Raw genomic sequence first — 19,200 nt, 5'->3', positions numbered from 1 at the left:
CTTGAGTGCGCGCGGATACTCGGCACGCGCGGGATGGACGTGGCGCTGGTCGACAGCCTGCGCAATCTGGGCGGACGGGTAGCGCTGGAAGCCCGGCTGCCTGGGTTGGCGAGTTGGGCGCGGGTCTTCGATTATCGACTGGACGCCTTGAGCCGCCTGCCCTCGGTGGAGATTTATCGGGAAAGTCAGCTGCAGGCCGAGGATGTGCTGGATTTCGCCGCCGAGCACGTATTTATCGCCACCGGCTCACATTGGCGGCGGGACGGCCTGGGGCGCGCCCTGCGCCAGGCATTACCGGGCCTTGAGTGCCTGCCAGTGCTGACGCCGGACGAGGTGATGGCGGGTGTGCTGCCGGCTTCGCCGGTGCTGCTGTTCGATGATGACCACTACTACATGGGCAGCGTGCTGGCCGAGCACCTGGTGGCGCGAGGCGTGGAGGTGATCTTCGTCACCCCGGCGGCGGATGTGGCGGCCTGGACGCACAACACCCTCGAGCAGCATCGCATTCAGCGTCGTCTGATGGAGTTGAATGTCACCATCATCCCCTCCCATACGCTGGTCCGGGCGATGCCGGAGGGGGTGATTGCAGGGTGTGTCTACACCGAGCGCGCACGGTTCATCGGCGCCGCATCCCTGCTGCTGGTGACCTCCCGAGCGCCTGAACAGGCGTTGTATCAGGCATTGAATAACACCCCTGAACGGTTGCAGGCGGCGGGTATCGGCACGCTGGCGCTGATCGGCGACTGCTTGGCGCCCGGCACGATTGCCGCAGCGGTGTATTCAGGGCATCGAAGCGCCCGCGAGTTCGACGCGCCGGCTGGGTCGTTAGTGGTTAAGCGAGAAATTCCATTTATTGAGGTGCAGTAAGTTCAGCTGTTTCATCTATAACAAGGAATACAATAATGAAAAAAATACTCCTGCTGTTAATCACCACGTTTTTATTCAATACATCGCTTCTGGCCAAAGACTATGAAGTGATTCGTTTTGCTGCCGATCCCAACTACGCGCCCTTTGCTTATAAAGACAGTACGGGAACGTTGACCGGCTTTGAAATTGATATCGGTCATGCTATCTGCGCGCAGTTGAATGTGCGCTGCCAATGGGTTGAAAGTGACTTCGACGCGATGATCCCCAGCCTGAACGCCGGCAAGATCGACGCAATCCTGGCTTCAATGACCATCACTGCCGCGCGGCAAAAGGTTATCGATTTTTCCTCGGAAGTCTTTTCCAGCCCTACCGCCATGGTGTTTCGTGCGGGTACCGAGCTTTCCACAGGTACGGCCGTCGGCTATCTGCAGGGCAGTACCCAGGAAGTGTATGCCCTTAAGGTGCTCGCCGGCCAAGGCATCAAGGTGGTGGCTTACGCCGATCAGGAACAGGTGTATGCCGACCTGCGGACAGGCCGTTTGCAGGCTTCGCTGCAAGATGCGCAGCAAGCGCAAAGCGGGTTCCTGCGTTCGCCCCAGGGCGCCGGGTTCGTGCTGGGGCCGATCATCGAGAGCGAGCTGATGCCGTCCAAGAGCGGCATTGGCATCGCCAAGGGCAACCATGAACTCAAGGCGCTGCTGGATGAGGCGCTGGCGGCCCTCCACGCCGATGGCACCTACGCCCGCCTGCAGGAGCAGTATTTTCCCGGCGTGAACATGTTCAGCGGTCAATAACCGCCCTCAAGGCCAATGAGGGCAAAAACATGCTACCGACCTTCTCCCAATTCGTCGCGACCCTGGGCGCCTTTGCGCCGATGTTACTGCATGGCGTCTGGATCACCCTGCAACTGGCGCTGTTGTCGTTGCTGCTGGGGCTTGTCCTCGGCCTGCTCGGTGCCGGCGCCAAGCTGTCCGGGGTGCGCACGTGGCGTTTGTGCGCGCAGCTCTACACCACGTTGATACGCGGTGTGCCGGACCTGTTGCTGATGCTGTTGATTTTTTACGGGCTGCAAACCGGCTTGAGCCGTCTGACCGCCGGGTTGGGCTGGGCGTACATCGACATTGACCCTTTCAGCGCGGGCGTGCTGACACTGGGGTTTATCTACGGCGCCTATTTCACCGAAACCTTTCGCGGCGCCTTGCTGGCTGTACCGCGCGGCCAGTTCCAGGCGGCTAAGGCCCTTGGGCTGACCTTCCGCCAGAGCTTCGTGCATGTGATCTTCCCGCAAATGATGCGGTTCGCCTTGCCGGGGTTGGGCAATAACTGGATGGTCCTGCTCAAGGCCACCGCGCTGGTGTCGATTATCGGCTTGGCGGACTTGGTAAAAGTCGCCCAGGTGGCGGGCAAAAGCAGCCAGCAGTTACTGGCCTTCCTGCTGCTGGCGGCGCTGGTGTACCTGCTGCTCAGCAGTGTTTCAAACCTGGTACTGGCTTGGCTGGAACGTCGTTACGCCGGCGGCGTGCAGGAGCCGTCACGATGATGGAACTCATCCAGGAGTACTGGCGACCGTTGATTTATTCCGACGGCTACCAGATCACCGGCCTGGCCATGACCCTGTGGCTGACCAGCGCGTCGTTAGGCCTGGGCCTGCTGCTGGCGTTGCCGTTGTCCATCGCCAGGACATCCGCCCGGCGCTGGCTGCGCTGGCCGGTGCAAGGCTATACCTACCTGTTTCGTGGCACGCCGCTGTACATCCAGTTGCTGATTTTCTACACCGGTATCTACAGCCTGGCCGCCGTGCGCGAACAGCCGTTGCTCGATGCGTTTTTCCGCGAAGCCCTCAACTGCACCCTGCTCGCATTCGCGCTGAATACCGCCGCCTACACCACAGAGATTCTGGCGGGCGCCATTCGCGCAATGCCTCGCGGGGAAATCGAGGCCGCGAGGTCCCTGGGTTTTGACGGGTGGAAACTGTACGTGCACCTGATCATGCCTTCGGCCCTGCGCCGATCATTGCCGTACTACAGCAATGAAGTGATTTTCATGCTGCATTCCACCACCCTGGCGTTCACGGCCACGGTGCCGGACATCCTCAAAGTCGCGCGGGATGCCAATGCCGCCACCTTTCTTACCTTCCAATCCTTCGGCCTGGCCGCCGTCCTTTATCTGAGCATTACGTTTGCCCTGGTCGGCCTGTTTCGCCTGGCTGAACGGCGTTGGCTAAGTTTTCTCGATGCGGGCCGATAGGGGGCGTCATGCACACTCAAAATCACAGGTTGTTGAGCGCTGTACCCGGCACGGCACGGCAGATCCATAGTTTTCATTACGGCCCGGCCGATGCGCCGGGCAAGGTGTATATCCAGGCCTCCCTGCATGCCGATGAACTGCCGGGGATGCTGGTGTGCTGGCATCTGAAACAGCGACTGGCGCATCTGGACGCGGCCGGGGCGCTGCGCTGGGAGGTGGTGCTGGTGCCGGTGGCCAATCCGCTGGGGCTGGAACAGGTGTTGATGGACGTGCCGCAGGGACGCTTCGATAACGACAGTCGAGAGAACTTCAATCGCTTCTTTATCGATGTCAGCCGGCAGGTCGCGGATCAGGTGCAGGACGCGCTGACCGCAGACCCTGCGCATAATCTGCAACTGATCCGTTCGACCCTGCGGCAAACCCTTGTCGACCAAGTGCCGGCGACGCAACTGCAGTCAATGCGCTTGATCCTGCAAACATTGGCGTGTGATGCCGATGTGGTGCTGGACCTGCATTGTGATTTCGAGGCCGTACAGCATCTGTACCTGGCGCCGCACGCCTGGCCGCAGGTGGAGCCGCTGGCGCGGTACCTCGGCGCGCAAGCCTGCTTTATGAGCGAAGACGCGGGCGGGCACTCGTTCGACGATTGCTACACCCTGTTCTGGGCGCAGATGCAGGCGTGTTTCCCGGGGCGATTGGCCGCGCCGGGATTTGCCGCGACCGTGGAGCTGCGCGGTGTGGCCGATGTGGAGGATGGGCTGGCTCGCCAGGATTGCCAGGCATTGATCAACTACCTGACGCTGCGCGGCGCCATCGATGGCCAGGCGCCACTGCCGCCGCCGTTGTTGAACCCGCCCACACCCTTGGCCGGGGTTGAGCCGGTGGTGAGTCCGGTGGGAGGCTTGATTGTATTTGCCGCTCAGGTCGGCGACTACCTGAAAGCAGGACAGACGCTGGCGCACATCATCGATCCAGTCACTGATCGCGTAACCCCGGTGGCGTGTGCACGTGAAGGGCTGTTATATGTGCGCTCAGTGCGCCGAATGGCGAGCGCCGGTATGACCATCGCCCATGTGGCGGGGCCTGCGGCGTATCGGCAGGGCTATCTGTTATCGCCGTGATCAGGGCAGGGGGGAGAAGGGTGAGCGCCCATCGGCACTCTGCAGTTCCTGCAGGTAATTGCGGAAAATCTGCCCCAGCACCTGGGTGGCCACTTCCAGTTCATCGCGCTGCATGTGCTCGGCGACTTCGTCGGCGGTGTCCAAAGCGTCTTCGGCGCCGTTGACAGCCGCCATTTTCAGCACGATGTAGGCCTGGACGTTATTGGCCGGCACACCTTCGCCACGGAAGAACATGTTGCCGAGCTGGAATTGCGCCTGTGCATGGCCTTGCAGCGAAGCTTTTTCGAAGTAGCTCAACGCTTTGTTGAGATCGACGGCCGGGTTCTTACTGTCGTGGAAGTATTCGCCCAACTCGTATTGCGCTTGCGCATCCCCTTCGTCAGCCTGTTTCTGGCACGCGCTCAGGGCTTCGGCCTGGGAGTCGGGCTGGGTATTAAGGGTGCAACGACCCATCGCTGGAATTAACAACGAGTTGCCGCCTGCTTGTGCATGCGCCAGCAGCGGCTGAAGGAGCAACAGGCAGCCCAGAACCAGGGTGCGGCCGGTGCGTTTCATGGGAATCGACTTACCTCTGACGGGGCGCGCGGACCCTCGGGGAGTCCAATAAGCGCGCATTATGAAATAAGCAGGCCTCTGCTTACAAAGTCTTTACTCGTTTTTCTGCTGCTTGGGCAAGTTATCTGCCGGATTGCAGGGCAATTCTCGAAAAAACCGGGAAATCTCTGTAGGCAAAGTAGCAAATCTGACGCCGCCACGGGCAGCGTCAGAGGGTTGCCGTCACTTATTTCAGGGCCGCGAAGGCGCGCTCGGCAGCGTCCAGGGTCAGCTTCAGCTCGGCTTCGCCATGGGCGATCGACGTGAAGCCGGCCTCAAAGGCACTCGGCGCCAGGTACACGCCGCCTTCGAGCATCAGGTGGAAGAAACGCTTGAACAGGTCGGCATCGCTGCCCATCACGTCATCGAAGGTGACGATGTCGTCGGCACCGCTAAAGTACAGGCCAAACATGCCGCCGGCCTGGGTGGTGACGAACGGGATACCGGCGGCGTCGGCACGCACTTGCAGGCCGTCCAGCAGGCGGGTGGTGTAGTCGGTCAGCTCGGCATGGAAGCCCGGACGGCTGATCAGGCGCAGGGTGGTCAGGCCGGCCGCCATCGCCAGCGGGTTACCGGACAGCGTGCCGGCCTGGTACACCGGGCCCAGCGGGGCGATGTGCTGCATGATCTCGCGCTTGCCGCCGAAGCAGCCCACCGGCATGCCGCCGCCGATGATCTTGCCGAAGGTGCTCAGGTCCGGCGTGACGCCGTAGTGCGCCTGGGCGCCACCGAGGGCGACGCGGAAACCGGTCATCACTTCATCGAAAATCAGCACCACGCCGTGTTTGTCGCACTGCTCGCGCAGACCCTCGAGGAAACCCGGGGCCGGCGGGACGCAATTCATGTTGCCGGCGACCGGCTCGACAATGATGCAGGCCACCTCCTGACCGACGTCGGCGAGCATCTGCGCGACGGCGTCAATGTCGTTGAATGGCAGGGTCAGGGTGTGTTTGGCGAACGCCGCCGGCACGCCGGCCGAACTCGGTACGCCCTGGGTCAGGGCGCCGGAACCGGCTTTTACCAACAGGCTGTCGGAGTGGCCGTGGTAGCAACCTTCGAACTTGATGATGCTGTCGCGGCCGGTGAAACCACGGGCCAGGCGGATTGCGCTCATGGTGGCTTCGGTGCCGGAGCTGACCATGCGCACCATTTCCATCGACGGCACGATCGAGCAGACCAGGTCGGCCATCTCGGTTTCCATCGCGGTCGGAGCACCGTAGGACAAACCGTGCTGCAGTTGCTGGCGAACGGCGTCGAGCACCTCCGGATGGCTGTGACCGAGGATCATCGGGCCCCAGGAGCCGACGTAGTCGACGTAGCGCTTGTCATCTTCGTCGGTGACATAGGCGCCTTCGGCATGCTTGAAGAACAATGGCGTGCCGCCCACGCTCTTGAACGCACGCACGGGGGAGTTCACACCGCCGGGGATGTGTTTCTGGGCATTGGCAAACAGCGTTTCGGAACGGGACATGATGGAAGTCTCTCTGAAATCAAATCTTAAGAAGGGCGTTGAAAGCACGGGCACGGCGCGTGACTTCCTGGGTGCTGTCGGCGCCGAACAGGCCGTGCACCACGGCGAGCAGGTCGGCCCCGTGGGCCACCAGCGGTTCGGCGTTTTCCAGGGTGACGCCGCCGATCACGCAGATCGGCAGGTGCAGGCGTGTGCGCGCCTCGGCCAGCATGTCAACGGTGGCGGCCGGGGCGCCGGGTTTGGTCGTGGAATTGAAGAAGCGCCCGAAGGCGACGTAACTGGCGCCTTCCTTCGCGGCCTGTTCGGCCAGTTCGATCTGGCTATGGCAGGTGGCGCCGATGATCGCCCTGGAGCCGAGCAGCGCACGGGCCGGGGTCAGTGGGCCGTCGGTCTGCCCCAGGTGCACGCCCACGCCCAGGCGCGCGGCCAGTTCGGCGTCATCGTTGATGATCAATTGGGTCGTGTAGCGCGAGCACAGTTCCCGCAGCTTTTCGGCCTCTCGCAGGCGGCGCGCTTCGTCGCTGCTTTTGTCGCGGTACTGCAACAACGTCACGCCACCGTCCAGCGCCGCTTCGACGTAGGCGAGAAATTTGCCGGCCAACAGTTGGCTGTCGGTGATGGCGTAAAGGCCACGTAGTTTCATCGGGCAGGCCTCTCGGTATTAAGAGCAGAAATCCAGCGGCAGACGGCGAGGCACGAACTGGCCCTGGCCGAGTCGTTCGGCGTCACGCAGGGTGCGCCAGGTGTAGTCGAGCGCCGACTGCACGGCGCTCACCAACCCTTCGCCCTGGGCGATTCGCCCGGCAAGGGTGCTGGCCAGCGTGCACCCCGAGCCGTGATAGCTGCCGGGCAAGCGCTGGCACGTAAAGGTATGGCGGCTGCCGTCGCGGCTGTACAGGCGATTGTGCACTTGCTGCTCATCGCCGTGGCCGCCGGTGATCAGCAGGTGCTTGACGTAGGGCAACAGCTTCTCGGCGCATGCGTCGGCGCTGCCGTCGGGCAGTTCGGCGAGAATGCGCGCTTCAGGCAGGTTGGGCGTGGCGATCAGCGCCAGGGGCAACAGCCGCTCGCGCATCGCATAGCCCACTTCATCCTTGCCCAGGCTGCCGCCGCCGCCGGCACGCAGCACCGGGTCGCATACCACCGGCAGGTGCGGGTGCGCCTGCAGCAGTTCGATCACGGTGTCGACCATGGCGGTAGACCCCAGCATGCCCAGCTTGACCGCAGCGACTTCGGAGTCGCCGAGCACGGCATTGGCCTGGGCCAGCACCCACTCGCGGTCGAGCACACGAAAGTCACTGACATTGACGGTGTTCTGCACGGTCAGCGCGGTGACGGCCGTAGCAGCGTGGCAGCCCTGGGCGAGCAGGGCTTCGATATCGGCCTGCAAGCCGGCGCCACCACTGGGATCATGGCCGGAGAGACAGAGAACAACGGGGCGAGAGCTGTAGATATTCATGGTGCGCGAGCTTACCACCAAACGCTTTTTGCGTGGCCGTCCGGCGATAGCTGAATGTTGCCCTGCGCCAAGACGTTTCGGGCGGCTGACAATTGTCATCAAATGCGCTGAAAGCCACGTCCCAGGGCCGTCCGAAAATACTTCCAATGGTGTCTAATGGCCTTTACCGGCTATGCTAGAGTTCATTCAAACAACTTTCTGTATTGCCGGTGTACGTCTTCTCAAAAGGAATGGAGGAGCTTTTTGCCTTAACCGGCCAGGCCACGCTGGGGCTCTATGCGCTATTTGCTGATTTTATTATTGTGCGGGTTGCCGCTGTTGGCGGGCGCCGTCGAGTTCAATCAGAGCACACGAAGCCTGCCATTGGGCCGGGTCATGCAAGTGCTCGAAGACCCAACCGGCGCCCTCACCATTGCCGACGTCAGCTCGCCTGCCTACGCCGCCCAATTCAGGACCCATGACAAACCCACCCTCAATGCCGGTTATTCGCACTCGGTGTTCTGGCTGAAGGTCAACCTGCATTACACCGCCGTTGACCCGCGCTCCCCGCGTACCTGGTTTCTGGAACTGGCTTACCCGCCGCTCAATCGCCTGGATCTGTACCAGAACGATGGCACCGGCAATTATCGTCTCACCACCCGCACCGGCAGCGCGTTACCGTTTTCCAGCCGCGAGGTGCGCCAGAGCAACTACCTGTTCAAGCTCAACTTCGTGCCTGACCAGCGGCAGACGGTCTACCTGCGCCTGCAAAGCCAGGGCTCGATCCAGGCGCCGTTGACCCTCTGGTCCGGCACCGCCTATCTGGAAGAGCAGCCGCTGCGCTTGTATGTGCTGGGCGCTATCTACGGCGTATTGCTGGGCATGCTGATTTACAACCTGTTCATTTATTTGAGCGTGCGCGACACCAGCTACCTCTATTACATCCTCTACATCGCCTCGTTTGGCCTGTACCAACTGTCGGTCAATGGCGTGGCGGTGGAATACTTCTGGCCGAACAATCCGTGGTGGGCGAATGCGGCGGTGCCGTTTCTGATCGGCGCGGCCGCCTTGTTCGGCAGCCTGTTCGCGCGCAGTTTCCTGCACACCGCGCAGCACAGCCGCTGGCTCGACCGCATCCTGCTGGCGCTGGCGGCCTGTGGTGGGGTGGTCATGGCGCTGGCGCTGCTGACCAGCTACGCGGTCGCCCTGCGCCTGGCCACCGGCCTGGCATTGGTGTTTACCGTGACCATCTTCGTGACCGCGATCAAGGCCTGGTATTGCGGCCAGCGCATGGCGCGTTATTTCATCATTGCCTGGTCGGCGTTTTTACTCGGCGGGGTGATCAATACGCTGATGGTGCTGGGCTACTTGCCCAACGTCTTCCTCACGATGTATGCCAGCCAGATCGGCTCGGCCATCGAAGTGGCGCTGCTGTCCCTGGCCCTGGCCGACCGCATCAACGGCATGCGCGAGCAGCAGGCGCAGATCCTGTTCGACGCCAGCCAGAAGCTCGAAGTGCTCAACCAGCAACTGGCCCGCAGCAATCGGCTCAAGGATGAATTCCTCGCCACCTTGACCCATGAGTTACGCACGCCGATGAACGGCGTTATCGGCTCCCTTGAACTGATGCAGACCGAACCCCTGGGCGACGACCTGGCGCAGTACCAGCAAGCCGCCGCCGGTTCGGCGCGGGACATGATGCGCATGGTCAACGGCATTCTCACCCTGACCGAGTTGCAGGCCGGCCGCCTGGTTGCCCGGCCCCAGGTGTTCGGCCTGCGCGGCGCGCTGGAAACCTTGCGCCAACAGTTCACCCCCAGCGCCCAGGCCAAGGGCCTGGAGTTTTCCATTGACGTCGCCGATGCCGTGCCGGACCGCGTGATCGGCGACGCCGACAAACTGATCCAGTGCCTGGACTGCCTGCTGGACAACGCCTTCAAATTCACCCACCACGGTGCGGTGCGCCTGCGCGTGGTAGGCCTGCCCCAAGCCGATGGCAGCTTGCACCTGAGCTTTATCGTGACCGACACCGGGATCGGCTTCGCCTTCCTTGACGAAGCCACGCTGTACCAGCGCTTCTTCCAGCTCGATGGGTCGATGACCCGCGAATATGGCGGGCTGGGCATTGGCCTGGCGATTTGCCGGCAGTTGATCGAGCTGGTGGGCGGGCGCCTCACCCACCATTCGGAGCCACGCAAGGGCAGTCGCTTCCAACTGGAAGTGGACGTCAAGCCAATGCCGCCGGAGCCCAAGCCGGCCGCGCAATCGCTGCCTGCGCAACGCGCGCCGCAGGATTGCACGGTGCTGCTGGTGGACGACAACAGCGTGGTGCAACTGGCGGTGCGCGGCATGCTGCTCAAACTGGGTTATCGGGTCAAAGCCGTGGATGGGGGGCCGGCTGCACTGACGGCGCTGCAGGAGAGCAGGTTTGATGCGGTGGTGCTGGATGTGCCTGAGGGCGGCTTCTCGTTGTGCTGTCAGATTCGTGCCTTGCCGGGCTGCGGTGAGTTACCGGTGATCGGCATGAGCACTGCACTTAATGTCACAGATCGCGAGCGCTGCCATGGCATCGGCATGAGCGAGCACCTGGCCAAACCGGTACGGTTCGAGGCCTTGCAGGCCGCGTTGGAGCGTCTCGTACTGTGTCCGCAAGAGGGCGAAAGCGCCGTGCATTCGGCGCGTATGCCACTTTTTTAACCTGAGTGACGGTGCTTAACTGAAAATCAGGCCTCGATATCACGTGGCCTTTTTCCAGGAGGCCCGTCATGAATCCGCACCGGTTTGCCGAAACCCACGACGTCACCAACCAGCCACCGTCCCTGGACGGCACCAACCTGTATCGCATCGACCTGCCCCTGCAGGAGTGGGCGCGTCGCTTTGGCGCCGGCTGGGCCGAGTCGCGTATCGATGCCTATGGTGCGTTGGCCGGCGGGCCGTTGATGGAGGCCGGCTTCCTGGCCAATCAGAACAAGCCGGTGTTCAGCAGCCATGACCGTTATGGTCACCGGATTGACCTGGTGGAGTTTCACCCCGCCTACCACGAACTGATGCGCACCGCCGTCGAACATGGGCTGCCGTCGCTGCCGTGGACCGATCCGCAATCCGGCGCCCACGTGGCCCGCGCCGCCATGACCTACTTGCACACCCAGGCCGAAGCCGGCAGCGGCTGCCCGCTGACCATGACCTTCGCCTGCGTCCCGGCCCTGCAGTTGCAGCCAGACCTGGCTGAGCTGTGGCTGCCGAAGATCCTCTCGACCCAATACGACCCGCGCAACATCGGCATTGCCCATAAAGGCGGTGCCACAATCGGCATGGCCATGACCGAAAAACAGGGCGGCACCGATGTGCGCGTCAACACCACCCGCGCCTATCCGGTGGGCGCGGGCGGTCCGGGGCAGGCCTATGAACTGGTCGGCCACAAATGGTTCTGCTCGGCGCCGATGTGTGACGCCTTCCTCACCCTGGCCCAGACCGACAAGGGCCTGACCTGTTTCCTGCTGCCCCGGCATCGCCCGGATGACACACGCAACGAGTTCTACATCCAGCGTTTGAAAAACAAACTCGGCAACTGCTCCAACGCCTCCAGTGAAGTGGAGTTCCGTGGCGCCCTGGCCTGGATGATCGGTGACGAGGGGCGCGGCGTGCCGACCATTATCGAGATGGTCGCCATGACCCGCTTCGATTGCATGGTCGGCTCCAGCGCGCTGATGCGCCAGGCATTGACCCAGGCCAGCCATCACTGCGCCCATCGTTCGGTCGGTGGCCGCGTGCTGAGCGAACAACCACTGATGCAGAACGTGCTCGCCGACCTGGCCCTGGAAAGCGAAGCGGCCCTGGCCTTGAGCCTGCGCATGGGGCGGGCGCTGGATCACCTGGGCAATGAACAGGAGGCCAAATTCGCCCGGCTGGTGACGGCGGTGGGCAAGTATTGGATCTGCAAACGGGCGCCGGCCATGATCAATGAGGCCGCTGAATGCATGGGCGGCGCCGGCTATGTCGAGGACAGCATCCTGCCGCGTCTGTACCGTGAGGCACCGGTGAATTCGACGTGGGAAGGTTCCGGCAACGTGCAATGCCTGGACGTGCTGCGGGCATTGTCCAAGGAACCTGGTGTGCTTGAGGCGTTGTTCGTCGAGCTGGGCGACGGGCATGGCGACCGGCAATTGGCGCGGCACATCGAGCGGTTGAAGTCAGCGTTTATGGACACCCAGGATATCCAATACCGCGCCCGTCAGCTCACCGAGGACATCGCCCTGGCGTTGCAGGCCAAGCTGCTGCTGGAGGCCGGTAATGCGGCGGTCAGCGATGGGTTTGTGGTCAGTCGGTTGGGAGAGTCGTCGGGCCGGGTCTACGGCGCCCTGCCGCGTGGGGTGGATGTGGAAGCGCTGGTCCATCGATCCACACCCCATCCCGCTGACTAAACACAGTCAAGTGTGGGAGGGGGCTTGCCCCCGATAGCGGTGTGTCAGCCAATACATCTGGTGGCTGATACTCAGCTATCGAGGGCAAGCCCCCTCCCACATTTTAAAGAGCATTCCAATCCGACTGTTTCAGTGGAGCCTGGATACAGGCAAGATAAAGGCCTGCAAGTCCAGAACACAGGATGCTTACCGTGACCGAAGCTTTTGTTGTCGTTCAAACCGCTGAAGAGGCCGTGGATCGGCTGGCGGCCCTGCATGAGCGTGCGACTGGCGCGCTCAATCAAGCCCTCAAGCAATACCTCAAGGATCGCGTCGAACCCGACGCCGAACAACGCGCGCAGTTTCGCTACCCGGAACTGCGCCTGACCTACCACTGCCACGGCGAAGTCCCACAGACCACCCGGGCCTATGCCAAGGTGCAATTGCCGGGTACCTACAGCGTTACCGTCACCCATCCGGCGGCGTTCCGTAAGTACCTGCTGGAGCAACTGGTGCCGCTGATGCACGACTTCACCGTGACGGTGGAAGTGGGCGTCAGCCAGCAGAACATTCCGTACCCGTACGTGGTGGAGCAGGGCGACGAACTGGCCGGTTCCGGCGTGACCGCCGCGACCCTGGCCCGCGTGTTCCCCAGCACCGACTTGTCTGCCGCCACCGATGGCATTGCCGACGGTCTCTATGACTGGGAAAACACCGACCCGCTGCCCCTGGCCCTGTTCGACGCGGCGCGTGTGGACTTCTCCCTGCGCCGCCTGGTGCACTACACCGGCAGCGACTGGCGCCATGTGCAGCCGTGGATTCTGTTGACCAACTACCATCGCTACGTTGACCAGTTCATCCTGCATGGCCTGGAGCAACTGCGCAGCGACCCACGCTTCATCCGCATGGTGCTGCCGGGCAACGTGGTGATCGACAAGAGCATGGACCACGGCGAAGCGTCGGCGATTGCTGCGGGCGTGGTCTGGCACCGCTACCAGATGCCGGCCTATCACCTGCAGGCCACTGATGGCCATGGCGTGACCCTGGTGAATATCGGCGTGGGCCCGTCCAACGCCAAGAACATCACCGACCACCTGGCCGTGCTGCGCCCGCATTGCTGGCTGATGATCGGGCACTGCGGCGGCCTGCGCCAATCCCAGACCATCGGCGACTACGTCCTGGCCCACGCCTATATGCGTCGCGATGGGATTCTGGACCGCGTGGTTCCGCCGAACATCCCGATCCCGGCCCTGGCCGAGGTGCAACTGGCGCTTCAGCAAGCGGCGGCGAACGTCACCGGCGAAAAAGGCGAAGAGCTGAAAAAACGCCTGCGCACCGGCACCGTATTGACCTACGACGACCGTAACTGGGAACTGCGCTGGGCCCAGGAACGACCGCTGATCAACCTGTCCCGCGCCGTGGCGGTGGACATGGAAAGCGGCACCATCGCCGCCCAGGGCTACCGTTTGCGGGTGCCGTACGGCACGTTGTTGTGTGTGTCGGACAAGCCGCTGCACAGCGAGATCAAGTTGCCGGGTTCGGCCAACGCGTTCTACGAGCGCGCCGTCAGCCAGCACTTGAAGATCGGTATCGAAGCCGTCGACCTGCTGCGTACCGAACTCAACTCGCTGCACTCGCGCAAACTGCGCAGCTTCGACGAGCCGCCGTTCCGCTAAGCGGTGGGGATGGTCATTTAGCGGTCAGGCCACTAGCATTGTGGGTCCTGACCGTTAGATGTCCCCTTGCCATGTCCCGTCCCACCCGTCCCGATGCGCGCCGCCCCGGCGTGAAACCCCCGCATGCAGGCCCGCGCCGTGTCGCCAAGGCGCCGCCGGCCGAGCCAAAACTGATCCTGTTCAACAAGCCTTTCGATGTGCTGACCCAGTTCAGTGACGAAGGCGGGCGCGCGACCCTCAAGGATTTCATCGATATCCCCGGCATCTACCCGGCCGGCCGCCTGGACCGTGACAGCGAAGGCCTGTTGTTGCTGACCAATGATGGCCAGTTGCAGGCGCGCATTGCCGATCCCAAACACAAGCTGGCAAAAACCTACTGGGTGCAAGTCGAAGGCGAACCGACCGAAGCACAACTGCAACGCCTGCGCGACGGTGTGGAGCTCAACGACGGCATGACCTTGCCCGCCGAGGCACGGCAGTTGGAAGAGCCCGCGTTATGGCCGCGCAACCCGCCCGTGCGTTTTCGCAAAAGCGTGCCCACGCATTGGTTGGAGTTGGTGATACGTGAAGGGCGCAATCGCCAGGTGCGGCGCATGACTGCGGCGGTGGGCTTGCCGACGTTGCGCCTGGTGCGCGTGCGGATTGGTGACTGGTCTATCGAAGGCCTCGATCAGGGCCAATGGAAGGCCGTGCCGGCACGTTTATAAGGCGCCGGACTCGATCAGCCCGATCACCACGCTCTTGATGATGAACGCGGCCACGCCCAGGCCCAGCACAAAAAACAGAATGAACGAGCCAAAGCGCCCGGCCTTGGATTTCTTCGCCAGGTCCCAGACGATAAAGCCCATGAAAATAATCAGGACAGTGACCAGGCCGGTCATCATCCATTCTTCGAACAGGGCGGGGTCGATGTTGTTCATGGGGCTTCCTACTAAGGCAGGCGGGAAGTATACGGCAGCGTCACAGGCGCAACATTGACCTGAGTCGAAACACAATCCAAATGTAGGAGCGAGCTTGCTCGCGAAAAACGTCAACGATACCGCGTGCTTTCTGAATGAGCGCGGTGCCTGTGAGTTTTTCGCGAGCAAGCTCGCTCCTACAACAAGCAAGCCCCTCGAACTTCGTTGTTCTCAGGTGCGCAAGTGGGTCAATGGCAGTTCGGTGCTGTTGAGCACCTGGTTCAGCACAAAGCTGGAGCGCACGCTGGTCACGCCTTCAATCCGGGTCAGGTGCCCCAGCAGCAGCTTTTGATAATGGTCCATGTCCGGCACCACCACCTTCAACTGATAGTCGGCGTCCATCCCGGTCACCAGGCTGCATTCCAGGACCTGGGGCAAGGTACGGATGGCCGCTTCGAAATTCTCGAAACGTTCCGGCGTATGCCGGTCCATGCCGATCAGCACATAGGCCGTCAGGCTCAGGCCGAGCATCTTGCGGTCGAGCAACGCCACCTGGCGGGCGATGTAGCCGTCGTCTTCCAATTGCTTGACCCGGCGCGAGCAGGGCGAGGGCGACAGGCCGATACGCTCAGCCAGCTCCTGGTTGGAGATCCTCGCGTCGCGCTGCAATTCCGCCAGAATACTCAGGTCGTATCGGTCAAGCTTGCTCATTGGGTTGGCCTTTGTCGTAACTATTGCGGTTAATTATCCATGAAGGGTTAAAAATTGCGCAAGCACTGTTTATTGACGCAATCTTCGCAATCATCCGTCGGGCGCAGGCCTGTATCTTTATCAACAGAATCACCGCCTGGACAACAGTCCACTGCAGCGCGCCCAATCAGGCCCGCTGCGGCCGCCACCCCAGCAGGGTTGAGCCGGCCTCCAGGCTGCACACTGTCCACCAGACGGCGTGAGGTGAGCCAACGTCAAAAGCGTTGAGCCAGGACGAAATTCTCAAGGGGTGGCCGACGGGTCACCCCTTTTCTTTTGCGTTCAAGAAAATAGTGCTGGTGACTGATAACCTGTCTCAGAACCGGGCGAGGCTTTCCCAGTCTCATGAACAAGCCCTAACCCGCAGTGAGGAAAAGCATGAAGCGCATCTGGCGTATGGCAGGTGTTGGTTTGCTGGTGGTCAGCGTCGGCACGCAGGTAATCGCCGACGAGCGCGATAACTCACCGGGCCAGGGGCCGCGCCCACAGGGCGGTGGCCAGCATGAGCGGGGCCCGGAAGGCGCAGGTCGCCCGGACAATAACCCGCCGCGCCCGCAGGCCCCGCCGGTTGATCGCGGCGGCCACAATGGCGGCGGCCAATGGCAAGGGCGCCCGCCGGTCAATGAACCGGGGCGACCGCAGCCGCAGCCGTCCAATAACCTGCCGATCCAGGGCCGGCCCGATACCGTGCGCCAGACCCAGGAACCGCGCCAGGGTTACTACCGCGACATTCCCCGGCGCAATGATGACAACCGGCATTGGGAGGCGGGCGGCCCTGGCTCGCGGCCCGGCCCGCGTCCGGATGACCATCGCTGGCCAGGTCGCCCCGACGGTCATGGCAATGGCTGGGGCCCGGGCCCGCAATATCGCCCCGGTTACGTTGTCGACCGCTTCCCCGACCGCAACTACCGCGTGCCGTATCGCGGCCAGGACTACTTCTTTTCCGGTGGCTACTGGTACCGCCCGCAGGGGCCGCGCTACGTCGTAGTGGCGCCGCCCTATGGTATCCGCGTGCATTACTTGCCGGATTACGCGCGTGAAGTGTGGGTAGGGGGCTCGCTGTTGTTCCTTGCTGCCGGCGCCTACTACGCCTACGAACAGAGCACCCAACAATACGTGGTGGTGCAACCGCCGGCGCAAGTGCCGTCGCCCCCGCCGGCACCGCAAGGCAACGGTTATGATGTGGTTGCCTACCCTGCCAACGGCCAGTCACCGGCCCAGGTGCAGCAGGACGGTTACGACTGTTATCGCTGGGCGGCGCAGCAAAGCGGTTTCGATCCGCAGGCGGCTACCTACGCCCCCGACCCGGCGGTGGTGCAAACCTACCGCCAGGCCCAGGGCAACTGCCTGAGCAGTCGCGGCTATCAGGTGCAGTACTAGGTTTTATTGCCGGTGACCACTTCCCGCGGGTCGGCGTGCACCAGCACTTCGGCGCGTGGGTAAGCCTGGTGAATGGCGTCGGCGGCCTGGTCGCTGATGCTGTGGGCCACCGACAAGGTCAATTCCCCCGGCAACTCCAGGTGCAACTGCACAAACCAGTGGCTGCCCGAAATGCGTGTACGCAAGTCGTGGGCGCCCAGTACCCCGGGTACGCTACGGGCCAGTTCAAGCATGTGCTGGCTGACGTCCGGCGGTAACTCTTCATCCATCAACACGGCAAAGCTTTCCCGGGCAATCTGGATCGCACTCCACAGGATGTAGGCGGCGATGCCCAGGCCGAACCAGGCGTCCACCTGATTAAAGCCAAAACCGGCGAGCACCAAGGCCACCAGAATGCTGCCGTTGAGCATCAGGTCGGAGCGATAATGCAGCGAGTCGGCGCGCACCGCGTTGGAGCCGGTTTCGCGGATCACCCGATGTTGCAGCATCAACAACGCCACGGTCAGCACCAGTGAGAACACGATCACGCCGATGCTCAGCCAGGGCGCGCCCACCGGTTCCGGATGCTGCAGGCGTTGATAGGCCTGCAAGGCGATCAACACCGCGCTGCCACCGATAAACAGTGCCTGGGCCATCCCCGACAGCGACTCCGCCTTGCCATGACCGTAACGGTGGTCATCATCGGCGGGGCGCAGGGCGTAGTGCACCGCCAGCAGATTGAGCAGCGAGGTGACGCCATCGAGCAGCGAATCGGTCAACCCGGCGAGCATGGCCACCGAGCCACTGAACCACCAGGCGATGGCCTTGGTGACAATCAGCACACAGGCCACGCCCACCGAGGCGCGGGTGGCCAGGCGCAGAAGCCTGGCGTGTTCGGGACTGCTGGTCATGGGCTGTCCTTATGCGGCGGGCTGCAGGCCCAGGGACGCCAATTGGTGCACGCTGCCCTTGAACTGGATCAGGCGCGGGTCGTCCAGCGGCAAGGTGCGGCCGGTTTCCGTCTGGATGATGCTTTGCAGCTTGGCGTTATCGACCTTGCCGTCGGCGCCGATGGCTTCGTGCAGTTTTTCCGGCGCAACCTGGGCGGTCTTGCCCGGTTCGAAATAAATCGCGCCCGTGGCGAAGTCGACGCCGAACGCGATCAGGCCGGGGATCACGTAGAACAGCAAGCCGACCGCATCGAGCACGGCGATGGCCGGGTCGATCTTGCCGTTGATCTGACCGCGCCGGTCGGGGTAGAAAATCGAACCGCAGGCGGTGAGTTGGCTCAGCAGGGTGACGGCCAAGACACCGCCGATGACACGGGAAGCGATACGCATGAAAAAGTCTCCTGAATATATTAAGGGTGACTATAAGCCAGATGTGCCAGACGCCGATGCTCCCACACTCGATTGCATAGGTGTTTTTGAGACCCGCGTCAGCCTCCGGCCGTTCGCCGTTATACTCGCCGCTCTGCTTTGGAGCCAGTATGAATTCGTTGCCGATTGATGATGTTTTACCCGCCCTGCGTGACGCCTTGGCGATTCGCCACGAAGCCGTGCTGGAAGCGCCCCCCGGCGCTGGTAAAACCACCCGCGTGCCGCTGGCATTATTAAACGAGCCCTGGCTCGCCGGGCAAACCATCCTGATGCTCGAACCCCGGCGCCTGGCTGCGCGGGCCGCCGCCGAGCGGCTGGCCAGCGAGCTGGGTGAAAAGGTCGGTGAGACCGTTGGCTACCGCATCCGCCTCGACAGCAAAGTCGGCCCCAACACGCGTATCGAAGTGGTCACCGAAGGCATCCTCACCCGTCGCCTGCAGGACGACCCGGCGCTGGACGGCGTGGGCCTGTTGATCTTCGACGAATTTCACGAGCGCAGCCTCGACGCCGACCTGGCGCTGGCCCTGAGCCTCAATGGCCGCGAGCTGTTTCGTGATGAGCAGCCGCTGAAAATCCTGCTGATGTCCGCCACCCTCGAAGGCGAGCGCCTCGCCAGCCTGCTGGATGACGCACCGATCCTGCGCAGCGAAGGGCGCATGTTCCCGGTGCAGATGCGCTGGGGCCGGCCCTACCAGTCCGGGGAATTTATCGAGCCACGGGTGGTGCAGACTATTCTCGAAGCCCTGCATGACGAGACCGGCAGCGTCCTGGTGTTTTTGCCGGGGCAGGCAGAGATTCGCCGGGTCAACCAGCAACTGGCCGACGCCCTGGGGGATCGCCCTGATGTGTTGTTATGCCCCCTGCATGGCGAGTTGGACCTCAACGCCCAGCGCGCCGCCATCGACCCGGCGCCGGCCGGCAAGCGCAAAGTGGTGCTGGCCACCAACATCGCCGAGACCAGCCTGACCATCAACGGCGTGCGCGTTGTCATCGACGCCG

19 protein-coding genes and 1 pseudogene are annotated in these 19,200 nt (G+C 62.7%); 12 read left to right on the top strand and 8 right to left on the bottom strand.

Going from position 1 to position 19,200, the window contains the following annotated elements; translation table 11 throughout:
• The 5 genes and pseudogenes from BFP90_RS01560 to BFP90_RS01540 all read left to right on the top strand — a co-directional run.
• A pseudogene (locus BFP90_RS01560) lies at nt 1-867 on the top strand (trimethylamine dehydrogenase); the annotation flags it as partial.
• Between the two features lie 35 nt (nt 868-902).
• Nucleotides 903-1,661: a transporter substrate-binding domain-containing protein gene (locus BFP90_RS01555; RefSeq protein ID WP_065895793.1), complete on the top strand. Its 759-nt coding sequence runs from the start codon at nt 903-905 to the stop codon at nt 1,659-1,661.
• A 29-nt stretch (nt 1,662-1,690) separates the two neighbouring features.
• The gene (locus tag BFP90_RS01550) at nt 1,691-2,407 is read left to right on the top strand and encodes an ABC transporter permease (RefSeq protein ID WP_065895792.1); all 717 of its coding nucleotides are present in this window, start codon (nt 1,691-1,693) and stop codon (nt 2,405-2,407) included.
• Entirely contained in the window at nt 2,404-3,114 is a 711-nt protein-coding gene (hisM, locus tag BFP90_RS01545; RefSeq protein WP_065895791.1) for a histidine ABC transporter permease HisM, read from the top strand. The genes BFP90_RS01550 and hisM overlap by 4 nt, the downstream gene beginning before the upstream one ends.
• Before the next feature lie 8 nt (nt 3,115-3,122).
• Nucleotides 3,123-4,235 (top strand): succinylglutamate desuccinylase/aspartoacylase family protein, encoded by a 1,113-nt coding sequence (locus BFP90_RS01540; RefSeq protein ID WP_065895790.1) that lies wholly within the window; start codon nt 3,123-3,125, stop codon nt 4,233-4,235.
• Here the strand turns inward: BFP90_RS01540 and BFP90_RS01535 are convergent, their stop codons facing one another.
• The 4 genes from BFP90_RS01535 to BFP90_RS01520 form a co-directional block, all read right to left on the bottom strand.
• A complete protein-coding gene (locus tag BFP90_RS01535; RefSeq protein WP_065895789.1) occupies nt 4,236-4,790 on the bottom strand; it encodes a tetratricopeptide repeat protein in 555 nt (184 codons plus the stop codon). It lies immediately after the preceding gene.
• Nucleotides 4,791-5,016: 226 nt separating this feature from the next.
• Entirely contained in the window at nt 5,017-6,300 is a 1,284-nt protein-coding gene (gene hemL / locus BFP90_RS01530) for a glutamate-1-semialdehyde 2,1-aminomutase (RefSeq protein WP_065895184.1), read from the bottom strand.
• Nucleotides 6,301-6,319: 19 nt separating this feature from the next.
• Complete coding sequence (gene thiE, locus BFP90_RS01525) at nt 6,320-6,943, bottom strand: thiamine phosphate synthase (protein WP_065895185.1); 624 nt, start codon at nt 6,941-6,943, stop codon at nt 6,320-6,322.
• A gap of 18 nt (nt 6,944-6,961) precedes the next feature.
• On the bottom strand, nt 6,962-7,759 hold the full coding sequence (locus BFP90_RS01520; protein ID WP_065895186.1) for a hydroxymethylpyrimidine/phosphomethylpyrimidine kinase: 798 nt from the start codon (nt 7,757-7,759) through the stop codon (nt 6,962-6,964).
• Nucleotides 7,760-8,035: 276 nt separating this feature from the next.
• Here BFP90_RS01520 and BFP90_RS01515 point away from each other — a divergent pair, with 276 nt between their 5' ends.
• From BFP90_RS01515 to BFP90_RS01500, 4 genes are all read left to right on the top strand, one after another.
• Nucleotides 8,036-10,435: a hybrid sensor histidine kinase/response regulator gene (locus BFP90_RS01515; RefSeq protein ID WP_065895187.1), complete on the top strand. Its 2,400-nt coding sequence runs from the start codon at nt 8,036-8,038 to the stop codon at nt 10,433-10,435.
• A gap of 68 nt (nt 10,436-10,503) precedes the next feature.
• Nucleotides 10,504-12,159 carry an acyl-CoA dehydrogenase family protein gene (locus BFP90_RS01510; RefSeq protein ID WP_065895788.1) on the top strand — a complete coding sequence of 552 codons (1,656 nt, stop codon included), beginning with the start codon at nt 10,504-10,506 and terminating at the stop codon, nt 12,157-12,159.
• A 182-nt stretch (nt 12,160-12,341) separates the two neighbouring features.
• Nucleotides 12,342-13,814 (top strand): AMP nucleosidase, encoded by a 1,473-nt coding sequence (gene amn, locus BFP90_RS01505; RefSeq protein WP_162303223.1) that lies wholly within the window; start codon nt 12,342-12,344, stop codon nt 13,812-13,814.
• 71 nt (nt 13,815-13,885) lie between these two features.
• Complete coding sequence (locus BFP90_RS01500; RefSeq protein ID WP_065895787.1) at nt 13,886-14,521, top strand: pseudouridine synthase; 636 nt, start codon at nt 13,886-13,888, stop codon at nt 14,519-14,521.
• On the opposite strand, the gene BFP90_RS01495 is transcribed toward BFP90_RS01500, so the two are convergent.
• Both BFP90_RS01495 and BFP90_RS01490 read right to left on the bottom strand, forming a co-directional pair.
• Nucleotides 14,516-14,725, bottom strand: coding sequence for a DUF2788 domain-containing protein (locus BFP90_RS01495; protein ID WP_032884769.1), 210 nt, complete (start codon nt 14,723-14,725; stop codon nt 14,516-14,518). The two genes, BFP90_RS01500 and BFP90_RS01495, sit on opposite strands and share 6 nt — an antisense overlap.
• A 219-nt stretch (nt 14,726-14,944) precedes the next feature.
• Nucleotides 14,945-15,424 (bottom strand): Lrp/AsnC family transcriptional regulator, encoded by a 480-nt coding sequence (locus BFP90_RS01490; RefSeq protein ID WP_003194418.1) that lies wholly within the window; start codon nt 15,422-15,424, stop codon nt 14,945-14,947.
• Nucleotides 15,425-15,841: 417 nt separating this feature from the next.
• Between BFP90_RS01490 and BFP90_RS01485 the strand changes: the two genes are divergently transcribed.
• Complete coding sequence (locus BFP90_RS01485; RefSeq protein WP_065895786.1) at nt 15,842-16,843, top strand: DUF6515 family protein; 1,002 nt, start codon at nt 15,842-15,844, stop codon at nt 16,841-16,843.
• Here the strand turns inward: BFP90_RS01485 and BFP90_RS01480 are convergent.
• Both BFP90_RS01480 and BFP90_RS01475 read right to left on the bottom strand, forming a co-directional pair.
• Nucleotides 16,840-17,733 (bottom strand): cation diffusion facilitator family transporter, encoded by an 894-nt coding sequence (locus BFP90_RS01480; RefSeq protein ID WP_065886870.1) that lies wholly within the window; start codon nt 17,731-17,733, stop codon nt 16,840-16,842. The genes BFP90_RS01485 and BFP90_RS01480 overlap by 4 nt on opposite strands.
• A 9-nt stretch (nt 17,734-17,742) precedes the next feature.
• The gene (locus BFP90_RS01475) at nt 17,743-18,162 is read right to left on the bottom strand and encodes a polyribonucleotide nucleotidyltransferase (RefSeq protein WP_065886871.1); all 420 of its coding nucleotides are present in this window, start codon (nt 18,160-18,162) and stop codon (nt 17,743-17,745) included.
• On the opposite strand from BFP90_RS01475, the gene BFP90_RS28710 reads away from it, so the two are divergent.
• Together BFP90_RS28710 and BFP90_RS01470 are read left to right on the top strand one after the other, a co-directional pair.
• On the top strand, nt 18,161-18,331 hold the full coding sequence (locus BFP90_RS28710) for a hypothetical protein (RefSeq protein WP_163001658.1): 171 nt from the start codon (nt 18,161-18,163) through the stop codon (nt 18,329-18,331). The two genes, BFP90_RS01475 and BFP90_RS28710, sit on opposite strands and share 2 nt — an antisense overlap.
• Nucleotides 18,312-19,200, top strand: an 889-nt coding sequence (locus BFP90_RS01470) for a DEAD/DEAH box helicase (RefSeq protein WP_141688890.1), incomplete at its 3' end; no start/stop codon positions are given. The genes BFP90_RS28710 and BFP90_RS01470, both read left to right, overlap by 20 nt.

Origin of the sequence: Pseudomonas sp. 24 E 13, from assembly GCF_900004715.1 — a bacterium.
Taxonomy (GTDB): domain Bacteria; phylum Pseudomonadota; class Gammaproteobacteria; order Pseudomonadales; family Pseudomonadaceae; genus Aquipseudomonas; species Aquipseudomonas orientalis_A.
Note: the sequence above shows the minus strand (reverse complement) of the source record. Positions and strands in the feature narration are given on the sequence as shown.

What these genes read in the sequence shown, in the direction of transcription:
- BFP90_RS01475 (WP_065886871.1), bottom strand. Translation starts at nt 18,162, where the DNA reads ATGCGTATCGCTTCCCGTGTCATCGGCGGTGTCTTGGCCGTCACCCTG.
- BFP90_RS01540 (WP_065895790.1), top strand. Translation starts at nt 3,123, where the DNA reads ATGCACACTCAAAATCACAGGTTGTTGAGCGCTGTACCCGGCACGGCA.
- BFP90_RS28710 (WP_163001658.1), top strand. Translation starts at nt 18,161, where the DNA reads ATGAAAAAGTCTCCTGAATATATTAAGGGTGACTATAAGCCAGATGTG.
- BFP90_RS01535 (WP_065895789.1), bottom strand. Translation starts at nt 4,790, where the DNA reads ATGAAACGCACCGGCCGCACCCTGGTTCTGGGCTGCCTGTTGCTCCTT.
- BFP90_RS01490 (WP_003194418.1), bottom strand. Translation starts at nt 15,424, where the DNA reads ATGAGCAAGCTTGACCGATACGACCTGAGTATTCTGGCGGAATTGCAG.
- hemL (WP_065895184.1), bottom strand. Translation starts at nt 6,300, where the DNA reads ATGTCCCGTTCCGAAACGCTGTTTGCCAATGCCCAGAAACACATCCCC.
- hisM (WP_065895791.1), top strand. Translation starts at nt 2,404, where the DNA reads ATGATGGAACTCATCCAGGAGTACTGGCGACCGTTGATTTATTCCGAC.
- amn (WP_162303223.1), top strand. Translation starts at nt 12,342, where the DNA reads ATGCTTACCGTGACCGAAGCTTTTGTTGTCGTTCAAACCGCTGAAGAG.
- BFP90_RS01555 (WP_065895793.1), top strand. Translation starts at nt 903, where the DNA reads ATGAAAAAAATACTCCTGCTGTTAATCACCACGTTTTTATTCAATACA.
- BFP90_RS01500 (WP_065895787.1), top strand. Translation starts at nt 13,886, where the DNA reads ATGTCCCGTCCCACCCGTCCCGATGCGCGCCGCCCCGGCGTGAAACCC.
- BFP90_RS01485 (WP_065895786.1), top strand. Translation starts at nt 15,842, where the DNA reads ATGAAGCGCATCTGGCGTATGGCAGGTGTTGGTTTGCTGGTGGTCAGC.
- BFP90_RS01520 (WP_065895186.1), bottom strand. Translation starts at nt 7,759, where the DNA reads ATGAATATCTACAGCTCTCGCCCCGTTGTTCTCTGTCTCTCCGGCCAT.
- BFP90_RS01550 (WP_065895792.1), top strand. Translation starts at nt 1,691, where the DNA reads ATGCTACCGACCTTCTCCCAATTCGTCGCGACCCTGGGCGCCTTTGCG.
- BFP90_RS01510 (WP_065895788.1), top strand. Translation starts at nt 10,504, where the DNA reads ATGAATCCGCACCGGTTTGCCGAAACCCACGACGTCACCAACCAGCCA.
- BFP90_RS01480 (WP_065886870.1), bottom strand. Translation starts at nt 17,733, where the DNA reads ATGACCAGCAGTCCCGAACACGCCAGGCTTCTGCGCCTGGCCACCCGC.
- thiE (WP_065895185.1), bottom strand. Translation starts at nt 6,943, where the DNA reads ATGAAACTACGTGGCCTTTACGCCATCACCGACAGCCAACTGTTGGCC.
- BFP90_RS01515 (WP_065895187.1), top strand. Translation starts at nt 8,036, where the DNA reads ATGCGCTATTTGCTGATTTTATTATTGTGCGGGTTGCCGCTGTTGGCG.